Raw genomic sequence first — 19,270 nt, forward strand, 5'->3', positions numbered from 1 at the left:
AGGGGGACGATCGATGGAAGCTCCGCAGTACGTCGCGGCCCGTGTCCAGCAGGCGCTGGCCGAGGACGCCCGTACGACCGAGCTGGGCATCCGCGTCGACATCCGAGGTGATCAGCTCTTCCTGCGCGGCCAGGTCAGCGGGTGGGAGCAGCGCGACCGGCTCGGGCAGGTGGCCCACGAGGTCGCGCCCGACCTGCACCTGCACAACGAGATCAACGTCGTCGAGGCCGGCGAGCCGGGGGAGGATGAGCATCTTGACTGACCTGCGCATAGCCGCGGTGGGCGACATCCACCTGGGCAAGGACGTCAAAGGCCGGTACAGGAAGCGGCTGCGCGGCATCGAGGACCGCGCCGACGTCTTCATGCTCGCAGGCGACCTGACCAGGCACGGCACGCTGGAGGAAGGCAGGATCGTGGCCGACGAGCTGCGCGGCCTGCCCATCCCGACGGTCGCCGTGCTCGGCAACCACGACTACCACTCCGATCTGGAGCGCGAGATCGCCGACGAGCTGCGCGACGCGGGCGTCATCGTGCTGGACGACGACGGCGTGGTGCTGCAGTGCGGGGACAAGAAGCTGGGCGTCGTCGGCGGCAAGGGGTTCGGCGGCGGCTTCGCGGGCAAGTGCGCCAGCGAGTTCGGCGAGCGCGAGATCAAGGCGTTCGTCCACCACACCCGCCAGATCGCCGAGTCGTGGAAGATCGCGCTCAAGGAGATGGTCGCCGACTATCGCGTGGTGCTGTCCCACTATTCGCCGATCAAGGAGACGCTCGAGGGCGAGCCGCCGGAGATCTACCCGTTCCTCGGCAGCTACCTGCTGGCCGAGGCCGTGGACACGGCGGGCGCCGACCTCATCCTGCACGGGCATGCGCACAAGGGCAGCGAGAAGGGCATGACGCCGGGCGGCATCCGCGTGCGCAACGTGGCGCTGCCGGTGCTCGGCCGGGCGTACTGCGTCTACTGCATCAATTGCGCCGAGGTCCACGAGTGAAGCGTGCGGCGCTGACAACACCGGAAAACCGCCGGGCCGTTCTCGGGGATCGGCCCGGCGGATACGGACAGGAAACCGGAAGAACGGCTCCCTTAGACATTGAAGATGCTGACCCCACCGGGCCCGACCAGGAATCCGAGAACGATGAGCACGATACCCCAGAGGATGTCGCGCCGGGCCAGGAGCACGTAGATCCCGGCGATGACGAGAATGACGGCGATGATCCAGAGCAATGTAGCCATAGGCCTGCACCTGCCCTCGGCAAGTGACGCATAACCTGTTTCTTACGCCGGCAAAGAAAACGGGAGATCAGCCGCCGTTTCGGCCGGGGAGCTCCGCCGGTGCAGCGGCTCGCCCGGCGTTTTGGTCATAGCTCATCGGCCTACCCAGATACCCCGGTCTCCAACGTCTAGCCGACGATCGTCCGGGTAGCCCACCCGCATGGGCAGCCACAGCCACGCGGTCACCGACGCGATCCTCGACACGCTCAAGCGAGCCAGCTCGGGGCTCAAGGACGCCGGTGTCAAATACGCGCTGGCCGGAGGCTGCGCCGCGTACGCGCGCGGCGCCGCGCCCTCGCTGCACGACGTGGACTTCGTGCTGACCGAGCACGACGTGCCCGCCGCCCTCGAGGCGCTGCGCGGCATCGGCTTCCAGACCGCCAAGCCGCCGGAGGACTGGCTGGTCAAGGCGTACGACGAGGGGCGGCTCGTCGACCTGATCTTCCGGATCTCCGACATGCCGATCACCGACGAGCTGCTCGACCGGGCCGAGCCGCTGAAGGCGTCGGCGGTGATCGTGCCCGTGCTGCAGGCCACCGACCTGGTGATCTCGTGGCTGCTGCCGCTGTCGGAGCACGCCTGCGACTACGGCGCGCTGCTCGCGCAGGTGCGGGCGCTGCGCGAGCAGGTGGACTGGCCGCGGGTGGCCGCCGTCACCGAGACCTCGCCGTACGCGGCGACGTTCATCACCCTGCTGGAACGCCTGGGCGTGCTCGACGGCCCGGTGTTCCCCAAAGGCGAGTCCACCTGGCCGTGAATCAGCGGCGGCGGCCTCCGTCCGAGACCCGCTTGAGAATGCGGTCCCACTCGGTGCCGAACGGGTTGTCCTGCACGAGGTAGGTCCACGTCGCCGAGGGCCGCTTCAGGTCGGGCTCCGGCGCCTCGAACGACTCCAGCGAGCGCCGCTCCACCTCCGCGAGCAGCTTCTTGTACTCGGCCACCGCCTCGCGGTGGAACTCGTCGATCGGGCTCATCCGGCCGAGCGCCCGCAGGTGGATGCCCTCGCGCAGGTCGGTCAGGAACGCGAGGTGCTCGGTCCAGCAGCTGTCGATCGCGTGCAGCACGATCTGCCGCGCCGTCTCGTCGCGGGTGTCCTCCGGCATCGCCGCCCACCGCTCGGGGTCGGCCTCGGCCAGCGCCTTGGAGGCGGCGTCGCCGTGCAGCACCTTGTCGCGCCACTCCAGGATCAGCTCGCGCTGGTGCTCCAGCAGCCGCGTGTAGCGCCACGTGTTGCGGTGGATCTCGAGGTTCACGCCTTCGGCGACGCGCTGCGCGTGGCCCACGATGTACGCCCCGCGCCGGTGCCTGATGATCCCGTCGGGATCGGGGGCGGGCGGGCGCTCGTCGGGCACGAACTGCGTGATCAGCGGGTCTTCCATGCTGACGAAGAACACCGAGCCGCCGGGGTCGCCCTGGCGGCCGGCCCGCCCGCGCAGCTGGTCGTCGAGCCGGCTGCTGGCGTGGCGGCCGGAGCCGATCACGTACAGGCCGCCCAGCTCGGCCACGCCCTCGCCGAGCCTGATGTCGGTGCCGCGGCCCGCCATCTGCGTGGAGACGGTGATCGCGCCGCGCTCGCCCGCCCTGGCGATGATCGCCGCCTCTTCCGCGTCGTTCTTCGCGTTGAGCACGACCGGCTCCAGGCCGCGCCGCTGCAGCAGCTTGGCGAGGTTCTCCGACTCGGCCACGTCGAGCGTGCCGATGAGGATCGGCCGCCCGGTCTCGTGGACCGCCTGGATCTCCTCCACCAGCGCCGCGTCCTTGTCGGGCACCGTCGGGTAGATGCGGTCGGGCTCGTCCACGCGGATGCACGGCCGGTTGGGCGGGATCACCGCGACCTTCAGCCCGTAGAACTCGCCGAGCTGCTCGCTCACCGCCACCGCCGTGCCTGTCATGCCGCAGATCTGCGGATAGCGGCGGATCAGCCCCTGGACGGTGATCGAGTCGAGGATCTCGCCCTTCTCGCTCGGCGGCAGCGCCTCCTTCGCCTCGACCGCCGCCTGCAGCCCGTCGGGCCAGCGCTGCAGCAACGCCACCCGGCCCCGTGACGGGTTGATGAGCTGCACCTTGCCGTCGCGCACGATGTAGTCGACGTCGCGGGTCAGCAGCGCGTGGGCGTGGAGTGCGAGGTTGAGCTCGATCAGCGTGCCCGGCTCGTTCTCGTCGTAGAGGTCGACGCCCAGGATGTTCTCGACGCTGTCGGCGCCTTTCGGGGTGAGGTAGACGTTGCGCGACTGCTCGTCGATCTCGTAGTGATAGCCGCGGACGAGCTGCCTGACCAGCGCCGCCATCTCCGGCACCGCGTTTCCCGCGTCGGTCGCGCCCGCCATCACCAGCGGCACGCGGGCCTCGTCGACCAGCACCGAGTCGGCCTCGTCGATCAGCGCCACCTCGGGCTCCGGCACGATCAGCTCGCTCGCCTTCGTGCGCAGCCGGTCGCGCAGCACGTCGAAGCCGATCTCGCTCACCGGGCCGTACGTGACGTTCTTCGCGTACGCCTCGCGCCGCTCCTCGGGCGTGGAGTTCTGGTCGATCCAGCCCACGCTCACGCCCAGCGCCTCGTAGAACGGGGCCATCCACTCGGCGTCGCGCCTGGCGAGGTAGTCGTTGACGGAGATCACGTGGACGCGCTTGCCCTGCAACGCGTAACCGGCCGCCGCCATCGCCCCGGAGAGCGTCTTGCCCTCACCGGTGGCCATCTCGGCGACCTTGCCGTCGAGCAGCGCCAGCGTGCCCAGCAGCTGCACGTCGTAGGGCCGCAGGCCGAGCGTGCGGTCGGCGGTCTCACGGACGATCGCGCAGAAATCGACTAGATCGCTCATGTCGGGCACCGGCAGCTCGTCCATGCCGCGCAACCGGTCTTCCCGCGCCCCGGCCGCCTTCACGATCTTCTGGTAGGGCGCGAGAGGGACGCCTCCCGGTCGGTCCAGGAGGTTCCTCAGTATTCCCTTAAGCGAGGCCACAGTTCCTCCAACGCGCGCTACGCCGACACCGTTCCCCCTGCCGCTCTGGGGGAACGGAGCGACGATTCGGCAAGCGCCGCCGTACCGGACCTTAACTCATCCGGCCCTCTGTGCCGTCACATCACGGCGCATCGGCTCGTGCGGCCAGCGCGGCCACCGCCGCGAGCAGCAGCACGCAGCCCGTCCAGGCCGACGCGGTGAGCCGCTCGCCGAACAGCACCACCCCCAGCAGCGCCGCGCCCACCGCCTCGCCGAGCGAGATGATCGACACGGTGGTGGCGCGCAGGGCGGTCAGCGCGCGGAAGAACAGCCCGTACGCAAGGGCCGTCGGCACCGCGCCCAGGTAGCCGAGCAGCGCCGCCGACGTCCAGGTCAGCTCGGGCAGCGCGCCTTCCACCAGCGCGAACGGCGCGAGGAACAGCGCGCCCGCCACGAATCCGCCGATCGCCGCCGCCTCCGGGCCGCCGTCGTCGCGGTGCCGCCGCGAGACCAGCGTCACCCCGGCGTACCCGGCGGCGGAGGTCAGCGCGAGCAGCACCCCGAGCACGGATGTCCGGCCCGCGTCCGGCGTCGCGGACCCGGCGGTGAGCAGGACGAGACCGGTCAGCGCGGCGGCCAGGGAGATCAGCGCCGTGCGGCCCAGGCGCTCGCGGAGCAGGAAGCGGCTGCCCAGGGCGGTGAAGATCGGGCTGGCGCCCATCGTCACCACGGTCGCCACCGCGACGCCCGAGTGCGCGATCGCGGCGAAGTACGCGGCCTGGTAGAGCGCCATCCCGGCGCCCACCACCACCGTCCGCCCCGTGACGCGCAGGCCGCCCGCGCCGCGGATGAGGACGAGAAGGAAGGCGGCGCCGATGAGGTACCGCCACATCGACACGCCGGCGGGGCCCAGCCCGCCGGTCTGGAAGAGCAACGACCCGGCGGCGCCGCCGGTGCCCCAGGCGGTCGCGGCCACGGACACGTAGAGGGCGCCCCGCCGGGCGGAGACATGCGTCATCGAAGAGTTCTCCGGAGGTGAGAATCGATCAGGGCCCGGTGAGCGGGCAGCGATCACCCCCGGATCGGTGACGACCCGGCGAAAGTCAGAAGACGCCGCCCGCTAGCGGGCGGGAGGCGGAGAACAGATCAGGCGCCGATGCATGCCCCCTAAGATAGCCGCCCGCCCCGGCGGCACCCCGCCCGCTCGGGGCACGCACAGGGCCGGGGTGGCTTCGACCGGGCGGTCGGCCCTCGTCCGCTGGGCTGCTCGCGGGGCAGGGAGGCCCGGGCGGGGACGGCGGGGTCATCCGGTGGGGGTGCCGGCGGGGACGGTGGCGCGTGCGGAAGGTTCCTTCTTGGACAGCAGGCGCTTGAGCCGGGGCGCGAGCGGCCGCTCCACGAACCGGTGCACCGCGTACGCGGCCACCAGCATGACGGTGATCATCCCGACGAGCAGCACGTACTTGTTGAACGCCCCTTCCAGCCTGGCGAACAGGATGAAGCCGACGTGCGCGTGCAGCAGGTACAGCGGGTACGTGAGCGCGCCGGCCGTCACCAGCCACGGCCTGGCCAGGGGCCGGGTCACCCCGAGCGCGATGAAGGTCATGACGAGGAAGATGAGCACGACGACGGCGGTGATGACGACCGGCGAGTACGTCACGTCGTAGCGCTCGCCGACGGCCTCGGCGTACCCGATGGCCCGGTAGACGGCGTTGCCCAGGCAGATGGGCACCAGCAGCGCGATCTGCCAGTCGAGCCCGAACCGGTAGAGCAGGAACAGCGCCATCCCGGCGATGAAGTAGTGGGAGAACTCGGACTGGACGACCAGGTCGGCGACGCCCGGCAGCACGCCCAGCTCGACGAGGAACGTCAGCGCCAGCCAGCCCCACAGCCCGATCATGATGCGGCCCCGCGTGATGCCGATGACGGTGGCGATCAGCATGAGGATGTAGAACCGCATCTCGGCCCAGAGCGTCCAGTAGACGACGTCCACGTTCTCGATGTTCGGCACCGCCTGGAACATCGTCAGGTTGGCCAGCACCTGCGGCAGCGTCACCTGGAACATGCCCCATCCGAGCAGCGCGGTGACGGTCGCCGTGACGGCGATGCCCACCCAGTACGCCGGATACAGCCGCACCACGCGCGAGACGATGAACTGCCGGGGCGTCCTGCCCCACGCGCTCATCAGCACGACGAAACCGCTGATCAGAAAGAACAGGTCGACCCCGAGGTAGCCGTATTTCGCCCAGGCGCTTTCCGTGACGAACGTCACAGTGGTCTTTCCTCCGGCCCAGCCGGAGAAGAGGTAGTGGAACAGCACTACGCACAGTGCCGCCAGCAGCCGGAGCCCGTCGATCTCGTAGAGCCGTTCTGGCCTGGTACGCACGGCATCTCCCTTCTGATGTGGAGAGGGTGGCGGCATCAGCTTGCGGAATGGTTAAAGGACAGCAAAGGCATTCTTACGGGTTTACGGGACTACCGGCGCGTACTTGACGCGATGTCCGACAAGACACTCACGACCGGCGGGTTCTCATACCTGACAGGAGGTGGCAGGTATGGCTGCGACGCTTGCCGGCATGACGACGAAAGCAAGCCTCATGGCCTTCACCATCGACTGCGCGGACCCCAAGGCGCTGGCCGGCTTCTACCACCAGGTGACCGGGATGGAGATCACCTACGCCGAGGACGAGTACGCCGCGATCGGCGACGGGACGGTCTCGATCTACTTCGGCCGCGTGCCGGACCGCAAGCCGGTCACGTGGCCGAGCCCGGACAAGCAGTTCCACCTCGACTTCCGGGTGCCGGACGTGGAGCGGGCGGTCGAGGAGTACGTGGCGCTGGGCGCGACGAAGCCCGATTTCCAGCCCGGCGTCACCAAAGAGGGCACCCGCTGGGTGGTGCTCCAGGACCCGCAGGGCCACCTGTTCTGCGTCTGCCCGCAACCGGCATAACCGGGCAAACGGAGGCCGGTGGGGGCCCAGGAGAGGCCAAGGAGCGGCTACGAGTCCGTACGCGTCGAGACCGATTTGTATGGACTTTTCCACCTAAAGAGTGATTCTGCGCCTCCTCGGGCCTCATAGGCTGGAGCAATGCTCCTGGAAGGATCCTTGCGTCTGCTCGGGCCGCGATGACCTGGGTCGGCATGCTGATCGCGCTGGCGGGGGCGCTGGGCTACGCGCTCGGTGCCGCGTTGCAGCAGTACGAGGTCGTGGCCGAGGGCGCCTCGCTCGGCCTGGTGCGCAGGCCCCGCTGGTGGGCGGGCGGAGTCATCTCCTTCACCGGCGCCTGCCTGCACGCCGTCGCGCTCAGCTTCGCGCCGCTGGTGGCCGTCCAGCCGATCAGCGTGGCCACGCTGGTCTTCGCCGTGCCGCTCGCCGCGTTCATGTACGGGCGCAAGCCGTACCGCGCCGAGATCATCGGCTCGATCGCGGTGGCCGTCGGCCTGCTCTGGCTGATGCTGCTGGTGCCCGCCCACGACGTGCCGCCCCACCTCAGCGACAAGGCGGCGCTCGGCTTCCTCGGCGTCGTCGCCGCCGTCACGCTGGTCACCCAGCTGCTCGCCGGCCGGGTGGGCGGGGCGGCCAAGGCGCTGCTGCTCGCGGTGGGCGCGGGCGTGATGACGGCGAGCGTGTCCACGTTCGTCCGCGTGGTGGCCGGCGGCATGCAGGGCGACTGGGGCCGGCTGATCCACTGGTTCACCCTGGCCGTGCCGGTGCTGCTGGTCTGTGCGGTGGTGCTGCTGCAGCGCTCGTACGCGGTCGGCTACTTCGGCATCGCCTACGCGGGGGTCCAGGTCATCGACCCCATCACGTCCGTGCTCGCCGGGTCGATCCTGCTCGGCGAGCCGCTGCCCACCGCCCCCGGCACGGCCGTGCCCGCCCTGCTGGCCGCCGCGCTGACCATCGGCGGCACGATCACGCTCGGCAGGCTGGCCCCCGACAAGAGCAAGCCGGTCCCCGCGCCCGAACCCCTGGAGAGCCCCCCGGAGGACGCTGTCAGCGAGCCGCCTCCGCCGGTGGACGCCAGCGCAGGATCTCGTCCATCGACCGCAACATCAGATCTGGGCTGATCCGGTTCGCCGCGGTCAGCGCGAAGTCCCGCAGCCACACGGCGAGCGGGTTGCGCAGCCGGCTCACCCGGCACAGCGTCAGCGAGCGCCGGACGATCCGGGTCGTCCGCTCCTTCCTGGCCGCGGTGTAGGCGGCCAGACTCTCCGCGGGACGTGCGGGGTCGGCCACGTGGCCGAGCACGACCGCGTCCTCGATGGCCTGGCAGGCGCCTTGGCCGAGGTTGGGCGTCATCGCGTGGGCCGCGTCGCCGACCAGCGCCACCCTGCCCCGGTGGTAGGCGGGCAGCGGCCTGGCGTGGTAGTGGATGTCGCCGCGGATGATCCGCGCCGGGTCGGCCGCCCGCAGCAGCGCGGGGATGGGCTCGTGCCAGCCGCCGAACCTGCGCAGCAGCTCCTGGCGCTCGTCGGGGGCGCTGCCGCCGGGCGGTGCGACGTCGGTGGCGTAGATGTAGACCAGGTCGCCGGCCAGCAGGTGGACGCCGAGCACGGCGCCCCTGCCCCAGCTCTCCGAGCGCGGCACGCGTGACGGGTCGCACGGGCTGCCGTCGTCGAGGCGCACGTCGCCGAGCGGGATGAGGGCCCGCCAGACCGTCACCCCCGCGTACGCCGGGTCGGGATGACCGGGGAAGAGCGCGCGCCGGGTCACCGACTTGATGCCGTCGGCCGCCACGATGAGGTCGGCCTCCAGATCGCCCGCCGAGGTCCGCACGACGCCGCGCTCGGCGTCCACGCCGGTGACCGCCGTGCCCACCCGCAGGGTGTCCGGCCCGCCCGCCTCGGCGAGCCCGCCGGCCAGGATGTCGAGCAGCGCGGCCCGCAGCATCACCACGACCGAGTCGCCGTACTTGCCGTCGGCCGCCTCCTCCGTGGTGGCGGTGAGCCGCCGGCCGTCGGCCCTGCGCAGCACCAGCGGCCCTTCGGCGTGGGCGAGCTCGCGCGCCCGGTCGCCGAGCCCGAGGGCGTCGAGCGCCTTCAGGGCGTTGGCGGCGATGGCCAGACCGGAGCCCACGGGTTCGATGGCGGGCGCCCGCTCCAGCACGGTCACGTCCCACCCCTTGCGCAGCAGCGCGACGCCGGCGCTCAGCCCGCCGACGCCGCCGCCGATCACCACGGCTCTGGCCATTGCGGCCTCCTTCGTTTCACTACGTCTGTAGTTTGAGAATACTACGTCTGTAGTGAGGCCTGACTACTCCTGTAGTATCTGGTGCCGTGAAGCGCTCAGACGTCGTGGCGGATGCGGCCATCGCCCTGCTCGCCGAGCGCGGCATGCGCGGCCTGACCCACCGGGCCGTCGACGAGGCCGCCGGCCTGCCGCCGGGATCCACCTCCAACCTCGCGCGCACGCGGGCGGCGCTGCTGGAGCTGACGCTGGCCAGGCTCACCACGCTGGAGTGGGAGGCGGTGTCGGGCGCGTACGAGGGCGCGTACGAGCGGGCCCACGACCTGGCCGGGCTCTCCGCGCTGCTGGCCGGGGCGCTGCACCTGCGGCTCGCCGCCCGCGAGCACACCCTCGCCCGCTACGAGCTGGCGCTGGAGGCCACCAGGCGGCCGGAGCTGCGCGCGATCTACGACAGGGCGGGCCGCCGCTTCCGCGATCCCGCCATCGCCATCCTGGCCGCCCTGGGCTCGCGTGACCCGGTGCGGCACGGGCGCACGCTGGTGACGTTCGCCGAGGGCTTGCTGTTCGACGCGGTCGCGGGTGCGGGCGCCGTGCCCACGCGAGAGGAGCTGGAGCAGGCCATCCGCGAGCTGCTCGCCGGCATGCTCGGCCGGAGCGCCGATGGAAAGCTCGCCCCGGAGGCGGACGCCGCTCGCGGAAACGCCGCAGGCGCGGACGCCGCCCCTGAAGACGCCGCGCCCGGGAAGGCCGCGCCCGGGGGCGCCGCGCCCGGGAAGGCCGCGAAGGGCCGGTCGGAGTAAGGCTCGGCAGGCCGCCAGGCGGGCCTGAAGGCGGTCGCGGTGCGGCGGCCACGGTGGAAGACCCAGGTGGGGTGGGTAGATGGCCACCCGAGGGCATTTGCCGGAAGCCACCTGTCGACACGCATACCGGCCGGTCGGTAGGGTCGCGTCATGGACTTCGCCTTCGACACCGTCACCGAGGACCTGCGCGAGCGATTGCTCCGCTTCATGGACGATTGCGTCTACCCCGCAGAACCGGCCTTCGAGGAACAGGCGAAAACCAGCGGCTGGAGCCCGCCGCCGCTGATCGAGGACCTGAAGGACGAGGCGAAAAAGCGCGGGTTGTGGAACCTGTTCCTGCCCGGTGAGTACGGTGCGGGCCTGACGAACCTCCAGTACGCCCCGCTGGCGGAGATCATGGGCAGAAGCCCCGCCATCGCCCCCGTCGCCACCAACTGCGCCGCCCCCGACACCGGCAACATGGAAGTCCTGGCCATGTTCGGCAGCGAGTGGCAGCGCAAGGAGTGGCTGCGGCCGCTGCTCGACGGCGAGATCCGCTCGGCGTTCGCCATGACCGAGCCCGACGTGGCCTCATCCGACGCCACCAACATCGCGACCTCGATCGTCCGCGACGGCGACGAGTACGTCATCAACGGCCGCAAGTGGTTCATCTCCGGCGCGATGAACCCGAACTGCAAGATCTTCATCGTCATGGGGCAGACGAACCCCGACGCGCCCAAGCACCGCAGGCAGAGCATGATCCTCGTGCCGCGCGACACGCCCGGCGTGCACGTCGAACGCGGCATGCACGTCTTCGGCTACACCGACGCCGACCACGGCGGCCACGCCGAGATCGTGTTCGAGGACGTACGGGTGCCCGCGGCGAACCTCATCGGCGAGGAGGGCGGCGGCTTCGCCATCGCGCAGGCAAGGCTCGGCCCCGGCCGCATCCACCACTGCATGCGCCTGATCGGCATCGCCGAGCGCGCGCTGGAGATGATGTGCCGCAGGGCGCTGTCGCGCACCACGTTCGGCAAGCCGGTCGCGCAGCAGGGCGTCGTCCAAGACTGGATCGCCGAGTCGCGCGTGAAGATCGAGCAGCTCCGCCTGCTCGTGCTCAAGACGGCCTGGCTCATGGACACGGTGGGCAACCAGGGCGCGCACACCGAGATCCAGGCCATCAAGATCTCCACCCCGATCACCGTGGAGCAGATCCTCGACAAGGCCGTCCAGGTGCACGGCGCCGGCGGCGTCTCCCAGGACTTCCCCCTGGCCGCGCTCTGGGCGCACGCGCGCACGCTGCGCCTGGCCGACGGCCCCGACGAGGTGCACAAGCGGTCCCTGGCCTATCGCGAACTGAAGAGGTACATGTGAACGAGGCACAGATCAAGGAGCGCGTGGCCGCGTTCCTCAGGGAGCACGATCCGAGCGGCGACCGCCTGGAGTTCCTGCGCGCCCGCTTCGACGCCGGGCTCGCCTGGGTGTGGTTCCCCGAAGGGCTCGGCGGCCTCGGCGCGCCGCGCGAGCTGCAGCAGGTCGTCGAGCGGGAGCTGGCCGACACCCCGCAGCTCAACAGCGGCAAGCAGGGCATCGGCCTCGGCATGGCCGCCCCGACGATCCTGGCGTTCGGCACCGAGGAGCAAAAGCGCCGCTTCCTCAAGCCGCTGTGGACCGGCGAGGAGATCTGGTGCCAGCTCTTCAGCGAGCCGGGCGCCGGTTCCGACCTGGCCACGCTGGCCACCAGGGCGGTCAGGGACGGCGACGAGTGGGTGATCGACGGGCAGAAGGTGTGGACGTCGGGCGCCCACCACGCCCGGTGGGCGATCCTCGTCGCCCGCACCGACCCGGACGTGCCCAAGCATCGCGGGCTGACGTACTTCATCTGCGACATGCACGCGCCCGGCGTCGAGGTGCGTCCGCTGCGGCAGATCACCGGCGAGGCCGAGTTCAACGAGGTGTTCCTGACCGGCGTCCGGCTCTCCGACGACCTGCGGCTCGGCGCGGTCGGCGACGGCTGGCGGGTCGCGCAGACGACGCTGATGAACGAGCGGGTGGCCATCGGCGGCGCGCCCACGCGGCGCGGCGGCGGCGTCATGGCGTCCGTGCTGTCCGCCTGGCGCGAGCACCCCGAGCTGCGCAGCCACGATCTGCACCAGCGGCTGCTGTCGCTGTGGGTGGAGGCCGAGGTGACCCGCCTGTCCGGGGTGCGGCTGCGCGAGCAGCTCGCCGCCGGCCAGCCGGGGCCCGAGGGCTCGGGCATGAAGCTCTCGTTCGCCAAGCTCAACCAGGCGCTGACCGGCCTGGAGATGGAGTTCAGGCGCGAGCTGACCTACGACGACTGGACGTTCAGGCGCTCGGAGAACGTCGACTTCTACGGCCGCGGCCCCGGCTACCGCTACCTGCGGGCCAAGGGCAACTCGATCGAGGGCGGCACCTCCGAGATCCTGCGCAACATCATCTCTGAACGGGTGCTCGGCCTGCCGTCGGAGCCCCGTGTCGACAAGGACGTGCCGTGGAAGGACCTGCCGCGATGAGCCTGCTCTACTCCGACGTCGAAGAGGAGCTGCGCGCCGCCGTGCGCGCCCTGCTGGCCGACCGCTGCCCTCCCTCCGCGGTGCTGGGGCGCGTCGAGTCCGAGCCGTACGACCTGGACCTGTGGAAGACGCTGGCCGGCGAGATCGGCGTGGCCGGGCTGCTGGTGCCCGAGGAGCTGGGCGGCGCGGGCGCGTCGGCCAGCGAGGCGGCCGTGGTGCTGGAGGAGCTGGGGCGGGCCGTCGCGCCGGTGCCGTTCCTCACCAGCTCGGTGCTGGCCACCAGAGCGCTGCTGCCGACCCGCGACGCGCTGCTCGGCGAGCTGGCCGAGGGGCGCAAGACGGCGGCGCTGGCCGTGTCGTTCGCGGCCTCGGCGTACCGGCCTGACCGGGGCGCGTCGGTGAGCGTGGACGGCGAGGGGCGGCTGTCCGGCACGGTCACCGGCGTGGCCGGGGCCGAAGTGGCGGACGTGCTGCTGGTGCCGGTGGACGGCGACCTGTACGCGGTCGAGAGCATCGAGCCCGAGACGGTCCGGGTGGTGCCCTCGATCGACCTGACCAGGCCGGTGGCCGAGGTGACGTTCGCGCGGACGCCCGCCCGCCGGGTCGGCGCCTGCGACCTCGCCGCCGTGCTGCGCTTCGGCGCGGGGCTGCTGGCCTCCGAGCAGCTCGGGGTGGCCGAGTGGTGCCTGGAGACGACGCTGGCCTACGTCAAGGAGCGCCACCAGTTCGCCAGGCCGATCGGCTCGTTCCAGGCGATCAAGCACCGGCTGGCCGACCTGTGGCTCGACGTGGTCAGGGCCAGGGCGGCGGCGCGGAACGCGGTCGCGGACTCCTCGTCGATCTCGGTGGCGGTGGCGCAGGCGTGGAACGCGGGCGTGGCCGTGCGCGCGGCCGAGGAGGCCCTGCAGCTCCACGGCGGTATCGGGATGACGTGGGAGCACCCCGTTCACCTGTATCTCAAGCGCGCCAAGGCCGCCGAGGTCGCGCTCGGCACGCCGGGCGACCACCGGGAGGCGCTGGCCTCACTCGTCGACGTGCCCGGCCCCGAGTGAGGCGAGCAGCAGGTCGGCGAAGTGCTTGCCCACCTGGGCGCCGGTGAGCGGCCCCTTGGCGTTGTACCACGTGCCCAGGTGGTGCACCGAGCCGAAGAAGTAGTCGACGACCAGCTCGGCGGGCACCCGGTCGCTGAAGACGCCCGAGCGCTGGCCTTCCGCCACGAGGTCGCGGAAGCGCTCGTGGTAGCGGCGGCGCTCGGCGCGCACCGACTTGCGGGTCTCCGGGGCGAGCAGGTGCATCGACCTGAAGAAGATCTTGGAGTCGTCGAGGTTCGCGGTCGTCGTCTCCACGACGTCGGCCGCGGCCCGGTGCAGGCGCTCCTGGACGGTGCCGGGGCCGTCGGCGATCTCGAACAGCCGATCCATCTGCATGCGCAGGACCCGCATGTAGATCTCGTGCAGCAGATCGTCCTTGGAGCTGAAGTAGTGGTACATGGCGCCCTTGGTGACGCCCGCCGCCGCCACGATCTCCTGCACCGAGGTGCTCTCGAAGCCGTGCTCGGCGAACAGCCTGGTCGCCTCGGCCAGCAACCGCTGCCTGACCGGTTCGTCTTTCACTCGGTCCCCCTTGGTCACCGCCTTAGCATACCGACTGGTCGGTTGATTGGTCTTGCGGGTACTAATTCCCTCACCTTAGGCTCACCTTGGTCGGGGAACGGGTATCCCATGACCGGCGAGGGATCTTCGGCGTGGCAGATCCTGCACTACGACGATTTCGGGGAGTTTGCCGTGCCCGGTGGCTCTATCTACGTGCAGCCCAACGAGAAGTACACAGGCTCATCCCCGCAGTGGTGGTACGAGAAGTTCTGGCGCGACGACGCGCCCAACCGGCTCAAGCGCAGGTACGTCAAGGCCGCTGTGGGTTTCGTCATCGGTGTGGCGCTCGGTCTCAGGTTCGATCTCGCGGGCGGCTCCGCGTTCACCGGCCTGCTGGCCGCCGGGCTCGTCTTCGGTGGCGACTGGCTGTACGACATCTACTCCTTCCGCAAGACCGCCGTCTGGCGCGGAGCCAAGCGCGGCGAGATCATCATGGGACGCCTGCTGCGCCGCTCGCTGCGCCGCCACGACTACCACGTGCTCGATGGCCGGGCGATCCGCGGGCAGGCCTCCATCGACCACCTGGTGATCGGCCCGGGCGGCGTGTGGATCATCGACAACGAGTCGTGGAGCCCCGACACCGAGATCGCCTGCTACGCCGGCCGGCTGTTCTTCGGCGAGAAGTACGGCACCAAGACCGCCAAGCCGCTGGTCGAGCAGGCGGAGAAGTTCGCCGAGCTGCTCAGCCGCGAGACCGGCATCCAGGTGAGCATCACGCCCATGCTCGCCGTCCACTGCGGCATACTCCCCAGGAACGGCGTGGTCTCGGCCGAGGGCCTGACGCTGGCCAAGCCGCGCACGATGGCCAGGCTCATCAAGGCCGCCGACCGCGACGTGCTCAGCCCGGCGCAGATCGAGGTGCTCGCCCGCACCGCGGCCCGCGAGCTGCAGCGCGTCTGACCGGGCCGCTCACGCCAGCGTCTCGATGAACGCGGTGAGCTGGGCGACGTTGCGGCACTCGTACATGGGCACCACGGTGCCGTACTCGCCCGCCACCGAGTCGCCGGTGTCCCACTGCCGGCGCGGCTCCGGATTCAGCCAGTACGCGTGCCGGCACCGCGACACCAGCGACCTGAGCAGGTCGAGCGCGGCCGGCTGGTAGTTGGAGCGGGCGTCGCCCAGGATCAGCAGCGACGTCTTCGGGCCGAGCGCGTCGCCGTACCGCTCGGCGAACCGCTCCAGCGCGTTGCCGTAATCGGTGCGGCCGAAGCGCACCATGTCGGCCTCGTTCGCGAGCCTGGTCATCGCCTCGACCACGTCGGAGCCGGGCTGGAAGAACCGGGTGATCTCGTCCACGGTGTCCACGAAGCCGAACGCCCGCACCTTCGTGAACTGCTCGCGCAGCGCGTACGTGAGCAGCAGCGTGAAGTGCGCGAACGACGAGACCGAGTCGCTGGTGTCGCAGAGGATCACCAGCTCGGGCTTGTGCGGCCGGGGCGGGCGCAGATGCATGGTCAGCGGCACGCCGCCGCTCTGCAGCGAGGCCCGCATGGTCCTGCGGAAGTCGAGCCGGCCGCGCCTGCCCTTGCGCTGCCGCATCGCCAGGCGCGCGGCCAGCCGCCGGGCCAGCGGGTGCACCTCCCTGCGCAGCCTCGCCAGGTCGGCCCTGGTGATGCGGAGGAAGTCGATCTGGTCGAGCGGCGGGCGCACGGCCGAGCGCGCGATGCGCTCGATCCCGGCGTCCTCGGCGATGCGGCGGCGCACGTCGCTCGCCACCGCCTCCTCGAAGCGCCGGATGTTCGCGGTGACGCCCTGCCGCACGGTCTTCTCCGCCAGCCCGCCGCGCTCGCGGCCCTGCAGCACCGCGCCCAGGATGCCGGCCATCAGCGTCTCGGGCGACAGGGCGCGCAGCACGCTGTAGGAGAACCAGTTCTGCCGCCCGGGAGCGGCCTGCTGCCGGCCGAACCGCTCCACCATGGCCTCGGCGAACGCCCGCATCTCCTGGTCGGTTGAGCCGGTCAGCAGCTCCGCCAGGTGCTCGCGCAGCTCCTTGACGCCGGCCGTGGCGAAGTCGATGCGTTCGCGGCCGGTGCGCCGCGCCCGCAGCCCGGTCGTGGACGCCGGGAACCACAGGTCGAACAGCACGTCGAACCCCGGCCGGTGCACCGGCCGCTTGACCAGCGTGGCGGCGTACGCCTCCCGCAGCGACTCCCGGTCGGCCAGGTCGATCACCCGCAGCGCGTTGGCGGCGTCCAGCCCTTCGGCGATCGACACCGGCAGGCCCGCCTCGCGCAGCGCGTGCACGAAGCCGACGTGCCGGTCCACCAGCGAGGCGGTCTCAGGCATCGGGCAGCCCCAGCTCCTTGATCGCCCGCGCCTGGTCGGATGCGTGCTTGAGCACCACGCCGAGCGTGCCGGCCACGGTCGCCTCGTCCAGCTCGTCGCGGCCGAGCGCGAGCAGCGTGTTGGCCCAGTCGACGGTCTCGGCCACCGACGGCGCCTTCTTCAGCTCCAGCGAGCGCAGCGTGGCGACCGTGCGCGCGAGCTGCTCGGCCAGGTCGGCGCGGAAGCCGGGCACCTGGGCCAGCACGATGTCGCGCTCGCGCTCGGGGGTCGGGTATTCGATGTGCAGGTAGAGGCAGCGCCGCTTGAGCGCCTCCGACAGCTCGCGGGTGGCGTTGGAGGTCAGCACGACGTACGGGCGGCGGGCGGCGGCGATGGTGCCCAGCTCGGGGATCGTCACCTGGAAGTCCGACAGCAGCTCCAGCAGCAGGCCCTCGACCTCGACGTCGGCCTTGTCGGTCTCGTCGATGAGCAGCACGGTCGGCCCCTGCGCCCTTACGGCCTTGAGCAGGGGGCGCTCCAGCAGGAACTCCTCGCTGAAGATGTCGTCGTCGGCGCTGGTCGCCTGGATGCGCAGGAGCTGCTTTTTGTAGTTCCACTCGTAGAGGGCTCTGGACTCGTCGAGGCCCTCGTAGCACTGCAGCCTGATGAGGTCCGAGCCGGTCGCCTGGGCGACGGCCTTGGCGAGCTGCGTCTTGCCCACTCCTGCCGGCCCCTCGACCAGCAGCGGCTTGCCCAGCGCGGCGGCCAGGAACACCGAGGTGGAGATGGCGTCGTCGGAGAGGTAGTCCACGGCGGCGAGCCGCTCCGTCACGTCGGCGGGGGAGTCGAACATCCAATGATCCTGTCTGCCGTCCCGGAAAGTACCGAATTTTATTCTAGCGTGGCCTGTCCTCCGGATTCCGATTCGACCAGGATCCCGATCACCGGTATATTCCTTCCTGCCAGCGCGCCGCTAGCTCAGTTGGTCAGAGCAGCTGACTCTTAATCAGCGGGTCCGGGGTTCGAGTCCCTGGCGGCGCACCGGATCGGGCGCCCACCTCACCAGGTGGGCGCCCGAAGTGTTTTCACCGGCATGTACGCCCTCATCGCCTCGTCCCGGGGGCCGGACGGTACGCACCGGTCGCGGCTGTTCGGGCCCGGCCACGGGTGTTTGAGGCCGGCCACGGCTGTTCGGGCCCGGTCGCGGGTGTTCGGGCGCCGCCACGGGTGTTCGGGCGCGGATGCGGGTGTTCGGGTGCGGATGCGGGTGTTCGGGTGCGGCCGGGGACTCGGCCGGGGCTTCAGGTGCGGCGGGGCCGGCGCAGGCGCAGGCCGGTGAGCGCGGCCAGCAGGATCACCAGGCCGATTCCCATCAGCGCCCGGCCGTCCGGGCCCGCCAGGCCGCCGCCGCCCGTGTCCGCGCCGCCCGACGGCACCTCGGCGGGGGTCTCCTCGGCGTCCTCGGTCTCGCCGGTGTCCCCGGTCTCGCCGGTCTCGTCCGGGGTGGGGGTCGTGCTCTCCGTGTCGTCGGCCGTGGGCGTGGAGGAGGTGGTGGGGGAGCCCTGGCCGGTGCCGACCGTGATGGGGTACTCGGTCCTGGTGGCCGTGTCGGAGGGCGTGCACTTGATCAGCCGGTCCGTGTTCGTCAGGCCGAAATTGATCGAGGCGGCGTGCACCTTTCCCGTGCCGGTGTTCCTGGGGGTCGTCTTGAGCTCGACCCTGGTGCTGGGGAGCACGATGGGTTCGCCGGGAATGACCGTGCCGATCTCGGCGACGCCGGTGGCCGAGGTGAAGCCGGTGATGCCGCTGATGCCGGCGGAGACGTACATCTTGATGTCGCCCTCCAACCCGGTGGCGGGGGCCACCAGCTCGGAGTCGCCCGCGTACGAGCCGGTCCAGCCGATCGTCAGCTCTTCGTTCACCTCGGCCTGCGCCGGCACGGTCAGCTCCACGTCGATGCTGACCTGCTGCGTGGCACCGCCGACCGTGCAGCTGTACTGGATCGGGGCGGCCGCATGAGCGGCGGGCACGGGGAGGACCGAGAAGACGGCGGCGGCGGATAAGACGGCCGGCAGGACGCGCACGAATGTTCTCCTTGCGATGGACGAGGTGTACGAGAAAGGACGAAGCTCGGGCACACTCGGGTGACGCGGTTATCCAACCGCAATTCAGATGCATCGTCATCCGGGCAACTGATAGGAAACCACTCATGACTTCAGGTGTCCGACTCATCCGTGACGACCGGCTGGCCAGGGTCGATTACGCGTACGCCGCCACCACGGACGCACCGCTCCGCTCCATCTGGGTGGCCGGGGCGTGCCCGCTCGACACCGACGGGGCCACGGTCGCCGCCGGCGACTACGCCGGGCAGACCCATCAGGTGATGCGCAACCTCATCACCGCGCTCGAAGGCGCGGGCGCCGCGCTCACCGACGTCGTCAAGACCACCGTGTACGTCGCCTCCAGCGACCAGAAGGACCTCGTGACGGCGTGGAACGTCTACCGCGAGTACATGGGGGAGCACGAGCCCCCGAGCACCCTGCTCGGCGTCACCGTGCTCGGGTACCACGACCAGCTCGTGGAGGTCGAGGCCGTGGCGGTGCTCCCGGGCGCCGGGTGAGACGGCCTCCCCGAGCGGGGCG

General features: G+C 71.0%; 20 protein-coding genes and 1 tRNA gene. 12 read left to right on the plus strand and 9 right to left on the minus strand.

Annotated features, from left to right (window positions below; all coding sequences use genetic code 11):
• Positions 1-13 precede the first annotated feature (13 nt).
• Both ACGFIM_RS33235 and ACGFIM_RS33240 read left to right on the plus strand, forming a co-directional pair.
• Positions 14-262, plus strand: coding sequence for a BON domain-containing protein (locus tag ACGFIM_RS33235; protein WP_364058644.1), 249 nt, complete (start codon positions 14-16; stop codon positions 260-262).
• Positions 246-989, plus strand: coding sequence for a metallophosphoesterase (locus ACGFIM_RS33240; protein ID WP_393208627.1), 744 nt, complete (start codon positions 246-248; stop codon positions 987-989). The genes ACGFIM_RS33235 and ACGFIM_RS33240 overlap by 17 nt, the downstream gene beginning before the upstream one ends.
• Positions 990-1,081: 92 nt before the next feature.
• On the opposite strand, the gene ACGFIM_RS33245 is transcribed toward ACGFIM_RS33240, so the two are convergent.
• On the minus strand, positions 1,082-1,231 hold the full coding sequence (locus tag ACGFIM_RS33245; RefSeq protein ID WP_345388959.1) for a GPGG-motif small membrane protein: 150 nt from the start codon (positions 1,229-1,231) through the stop codon (positions 1,082-1,084).
• A 199-nt stretch (positions 1,232-1,430) separates the two neighbouring features.
• Here ACGFIM_RS33245 and ACGFIM_RS33250 point away from each other — a divergent pair, with 199 nt between their 5' ends.
• Entirely contained in the window at positions 1,431-2,027 is a 597-nt protein-coding gene (locus ACGFIM_RS33250; RefSeq protein ID WP_393208631.1) for a nucleotidyltransferase, read from the plus strand.
• Between the two features lies 1 nt (position 2,028).
• Here ACGFIM_RS33250 and secA2 read toward each other — a convergent pair whose 3' ends face one another.
• From secA2 to ACGFIM_RS33265, 3 genes are all read right to left on the minus strand, one after another.
• Entirely contained in the window at positions 2,029-4,230 is a 2,202-nt protein-coding gene (gene secA2, locus ACGFIM_RS33255) for an accessory Sec system translocase SecA2 (protein WP_393208634.1), read from the minus strand.
• A gap of 121 nt (positions 4,231-4,351) precedes the next feature.
• A complete protein-coding gene (locus ACGFIM_RS33260) occupies positions 4,352-5,227 on the minus strand; it encodes a DMT family transporter (protein ID WP_393208637.1) in 876 nt (291 codons plus the stop codon).
• Positions 5,228-5,512: 285 nt separating this feature from the next.
• Entirely contained in the window at positions 5,513-6,595 is a 1,083-nt protein-coding gene (locus ACGFIM_RS33265; protein WP_393208640.1) for an acyltransferase family protein, read from the minus strand.
• A gap of 190 nt (positions 6,596-6,785) precedes the next feature.
• Here ACGFIM_RS33265 and ACGFIM_RS33270 point away from each other — a divergent pair, with 190 nt between their 5' ends.
• Both ACGFIM_RS33270 and ACGFIM_RS33275 read left to right on the plus strand, forming a co-directional pair.
• The gene (locus tag ACGFIM_RS33270) at positions 6,786-7,160 is read left to right on the plus strand and encodes a VOC family protein (protein ID WP_393208643.1); all 375 of its coding nucleotides are present in this window, start codon (positions 6,786-6,788) and stop codon (positions 7,158-7,160) included.
• A gap of 176 nt (positions 7,161-7,336) precedes the next feature.
• A complete protein-coding gene (locus ACGFIM_RS33275; protein WP_393208646.1) occupies positions 7,337-8,278 on the plus strand; it encodes a hypothetical protein in 942 nt (313 codons plus the stop codon).
• Here the strand turns inward: ACGFIM_RS33275 and ACGFIM_RS33280 are convergent.
• A complete protein-coding gene (locus ACGFIM_RS33280) occupies positions 8,205-9,401 on the minus strand; it encodes an FAD-dependent monooxygenase (protein WP_393208649.1) in 1,197 nt (398 codons plus the stop codon). The genes ACGFIM_RS33275 and ACGFIM_RS33280 overlap by 74 nt on opposite strands.
• Before the next feature lie 86 nt (positions 9,402-9,487).
• Here ACGFIM_RS33280 and ACGFIM_RS33285 point away from each other — a divergent pair, with 86 nt between their 5' ends.
• The 4 genes from ACGFIM_RS33285 to ACGFIM_RS33300 all read left to right on the plus strand — a co-directional run bounded on the left by ACGFIM_RS33285 (position 9,488) and on the right by ACGFIM_RS33300 (position 13,763).
• Complete coding sequence (locus ACGFIM_RS33285) at positions 9,488-10,198, plus strand: TetR/AcrR family transcriptional regulator (RefSeq protein ID WP_393208652.1); 711 nt, start codon at positions 9,488-9,490, stop codon at positions 10,196-10,198.
• 150 nt (positions 10,199-10,348) lie between these two features.
• The gene (locus tag ACGFIM_RS33290) at positions 10,349-11,551 is read left to right on the plus strand and encodes an acyl-CoA dehydrogenase family protein (protein ID WP_393208655.1); all 1,203 of its coding nucleotides are present in this window, start codon (positions 10,349-10,351) and stop codon (positions 11,549-11,551) included.
• Complete coding sequence (locus tag ACGFIM_RS33295) at positions 11,548-12,711, plus strand: acyl-CoA dehydrogenase family protein (protein ID WP_393208658.1); 1,164 nt, start codon at positions 11,548-11,550, stop codon at positions 12,709-12,711. The genes ACGFIM_RS33290 and ACGFIM_RS33295 overlap by 4 nt, the downstream gene beginning before the upstream one ends.
• Complete coding sequence (locus ACGFIM_RS33300; RefSeq protein ID WP_393209256.1) at positions 12,708-13,763, plus strand: acyl-CoA dehydrogenase family protein; 1,056 nt, start codon at positions 12,708-12,710, stop codon at positions 13,761-13,763. Before ACGFIM_RS33295 ends, ACGFIM_RS33300 begins: the two co-directional genes overlap by 4 nt.
• On the opposite strand, the gene ACGFIM_RS33305 is transcribed toward ACGFIM_RS33300, so the two are convergent.
• Positions 13,734-14,324, minus strand: a complete 591-nt coding sequence (locus ACGFIM_RS33305) for a TetR/AcrR family transcriptional regulator (RefSeq protein ID WP_393208661.1) — start codon at positions 14,322-14,324, stop codon at positions 13,734-13,736. The genes ACGFIM_RS33300 and ACGFIM_RS33305 overlap by 30 nt on opposite strands.
• Before the next feature lie 171 nt (positions 14,325-14,495).
• On the opposite strand from ACGFIM_RS33305, the gene ACGFIM_RS33310 reads away from it, so the two are divergent.
• On the plus strand, positions 14,496-15,263 hold the full coding sequence (locus ACGFIM_RS33310; protein ID WP_393208664.1) for a nuclease-related domain-containing protein: 768 nt from the start codon (positions 14,496-14,498) through the stop codon (positions 15,261-15,263).
• Positions 15,264-15,272: 9 nt separating this feature from the next.
• On the opposite strand, the gene ACGFIM_RS33315 is transcribed toward ACGFIM_RS33310, so the two are convergent.
• Both ACGFIM_RS33315 and ACGFIM_RS33320 read right to left on the minus strand, forming a co-directional pair.
• Entirely contained in the window at positions 15,273-16,649 is a 1,377-nt protein-coding gene (locus ACGFIM_RS33315) for a VWA domain-containing protein (RefSeq protein WP_393208667.1), read from the minus strand.
• Positions 16,642-17,481, minus strand: a complete 840-nt coding sequence (locus ACGFIM_RS33320) for an AAA family ATPase (RefSeq protein WP_393208670.1) — start codon at positions 17,479-17,481, stop codon at positions 16,642-16,644. Before ACGFIM_RS33320 ends, ACGFIM_RS33315 begins: the two co-directional genes overlap by 8 nt.
• Positions 17,482-17,595: 114 nt before the next feature.
• Between ACGFIM_RS33320 and ACGFIM_RS33325 the strand changes: the two genes are divergently transcribed.
• Positions 17,596-17,669, plus strand: a tRNA-Lys gene (locus ACGFIM_RS33325).
• 260 nt (positions 17,670-17,929) lie between these two features.
• Here ACGFIM_RS33325 and ACGFIM_RS33330 read toward each other — a convergent pair.
• Complete coding sequence (locus ACGFIM_RS33330) at positions 17,930-18,712, minus strand: hypothetical protein (protein ID WP_393208673.1); 783 nt, start codon at positions 18,710-18,712, stop codon at positions 17,930-17,932.
• Between the two features lie 125 nt (positions 18,713-18,837).
• Here ACGFIM_RS33330 and ACGFIM_RS33335 point away from each other — a divergent pair, with 125 nt between their 5' ends.
• The gene (locus ACGFIM_RS33335; RefSeq protein ID WP_393208676.1) at positions 18,838-19,248 is read left to right on the plus strand and encodes a RidA family protein; all 411 of its coding nucleotides are present in this window, start codon (positions 18,838-18,840) and stop codon (positions 19,246-19,248) included.
• Positions 19,249-19,270: the final 22 nt, after the last annotated feature.

Source organism: Nonomuraea sp. NPDC049309, from assembly GCF_043196965.1.
In the GTDB taxonomy this organism is placed as follows: Bacteria; Actinomycetota; Actinomycetes; order Streptosporangiales; family Streptosporangiaceae; genus Nonomuraea; species Nonomuraea fastidiosa.

What these genes read in the sequence shown, in the direction of transcription:
- ACGFIM_RS33335 (WP_393208676.1), top strand. Translation starts at nt 18,838, where the DNA reads ATGACTTCAGGTGTCCGACTCATCCGTGACGACCGGCTGGCCAGGGTC.
- ACGFIM_RS33315 (WP_393208667.1), bottom strand. Translation starts at nt 16,649, where the DNA reads ATGCCTGAGACCGCCTCGCTGGTGGACCGGCACGTCGGCTTCGTGCAC.
- ACGFIM_RS33245 (WP_345388959.1), bottom strand. Translation starts at nt 1,231, where the DNA reads ATGGCTACATTGCTCTGGATCATCGCCGTCATTCTCGTCATCGCCGGG.
- ACGFIM_RS33235 (WP_364058644.1), top strand. Translation starts at nt 14, where the DNA reads ATGGAAGCTCCGCAGTACGTCGCGGCCCGTGTCCAGCAGGCGCTGGCC.
- ACGFIM_RS33290 (WP_393208655.1), top strand. Translation starts at nt 10,349, where the DNA reads ATGGACTTCGCCTTCGACACCGTCACCGAGGACCTGCGCGAGCGATTG.
- ACGFIM_RS33320 (WP_393208670.1), bottom strand. Translation starts at nt 17,481, where the DNA reads ATGTTCGACTCCCCCGCCGACGTGACGGAGCGGCTCGCCGCCGTGGAC.
- ACGFIM_RS33275 (WP_393208646.1), top strand. Translation starts at nt 7,337, where the DNA reads ATGACCTGGGTCGGCATGCTGATCGCGCTGGCGGGGGCGCTGGGCTAC.
- ACGFIM_RS33270 (WP_393208643.1), top strand. Translation starts at nt 6,786, where the DNA reads ATGACGACGAAAGCAAGCCTCATGGCCTTCACCATCGACTGCGCGGAC.
- ACGFIM_RS33280 (WP_393208649.1), bottom strand. Translation starts at nt 9,401, where the DNA reads ATGGCCAGAGCCGTGGTGATCGGCGGCGGCGTCGGCGGGCTGAGCGCC.
- ACGFIM_RS33260 (WP_393208637.1), bottom strand. Translation starts at nt 5,227, where the DNA reads ATGACGCATGTCTCCGCCCGGCGGGGCGCCCTCTACGTGTCCGTGGCC.
- ACGFIM_RS33250 (WP_393208631.1), top strand. Translation starts at nt 1,431, where the DNA reads ATGGGCAGCCACAGCCACGCGGTCACCGACGCGATCCTCGACACGCTC.
- ACGFIM_RS33240 (WP_393208627.1), top strand. Translation starts at nt 246, where the DNA reads ATGAGCATCTTGACTGACCTGCGCATAGCCGCGGTGGGCGACATCCAC.
- ACGFIM_RS33300 (WP_393209256.1), top strand. Translation starts at nt 12,708, where the DNA reads ATGAGCCTGCTCTACTCCGACGTCGAAGAGGAGCTGCGCGCCGCCGTG.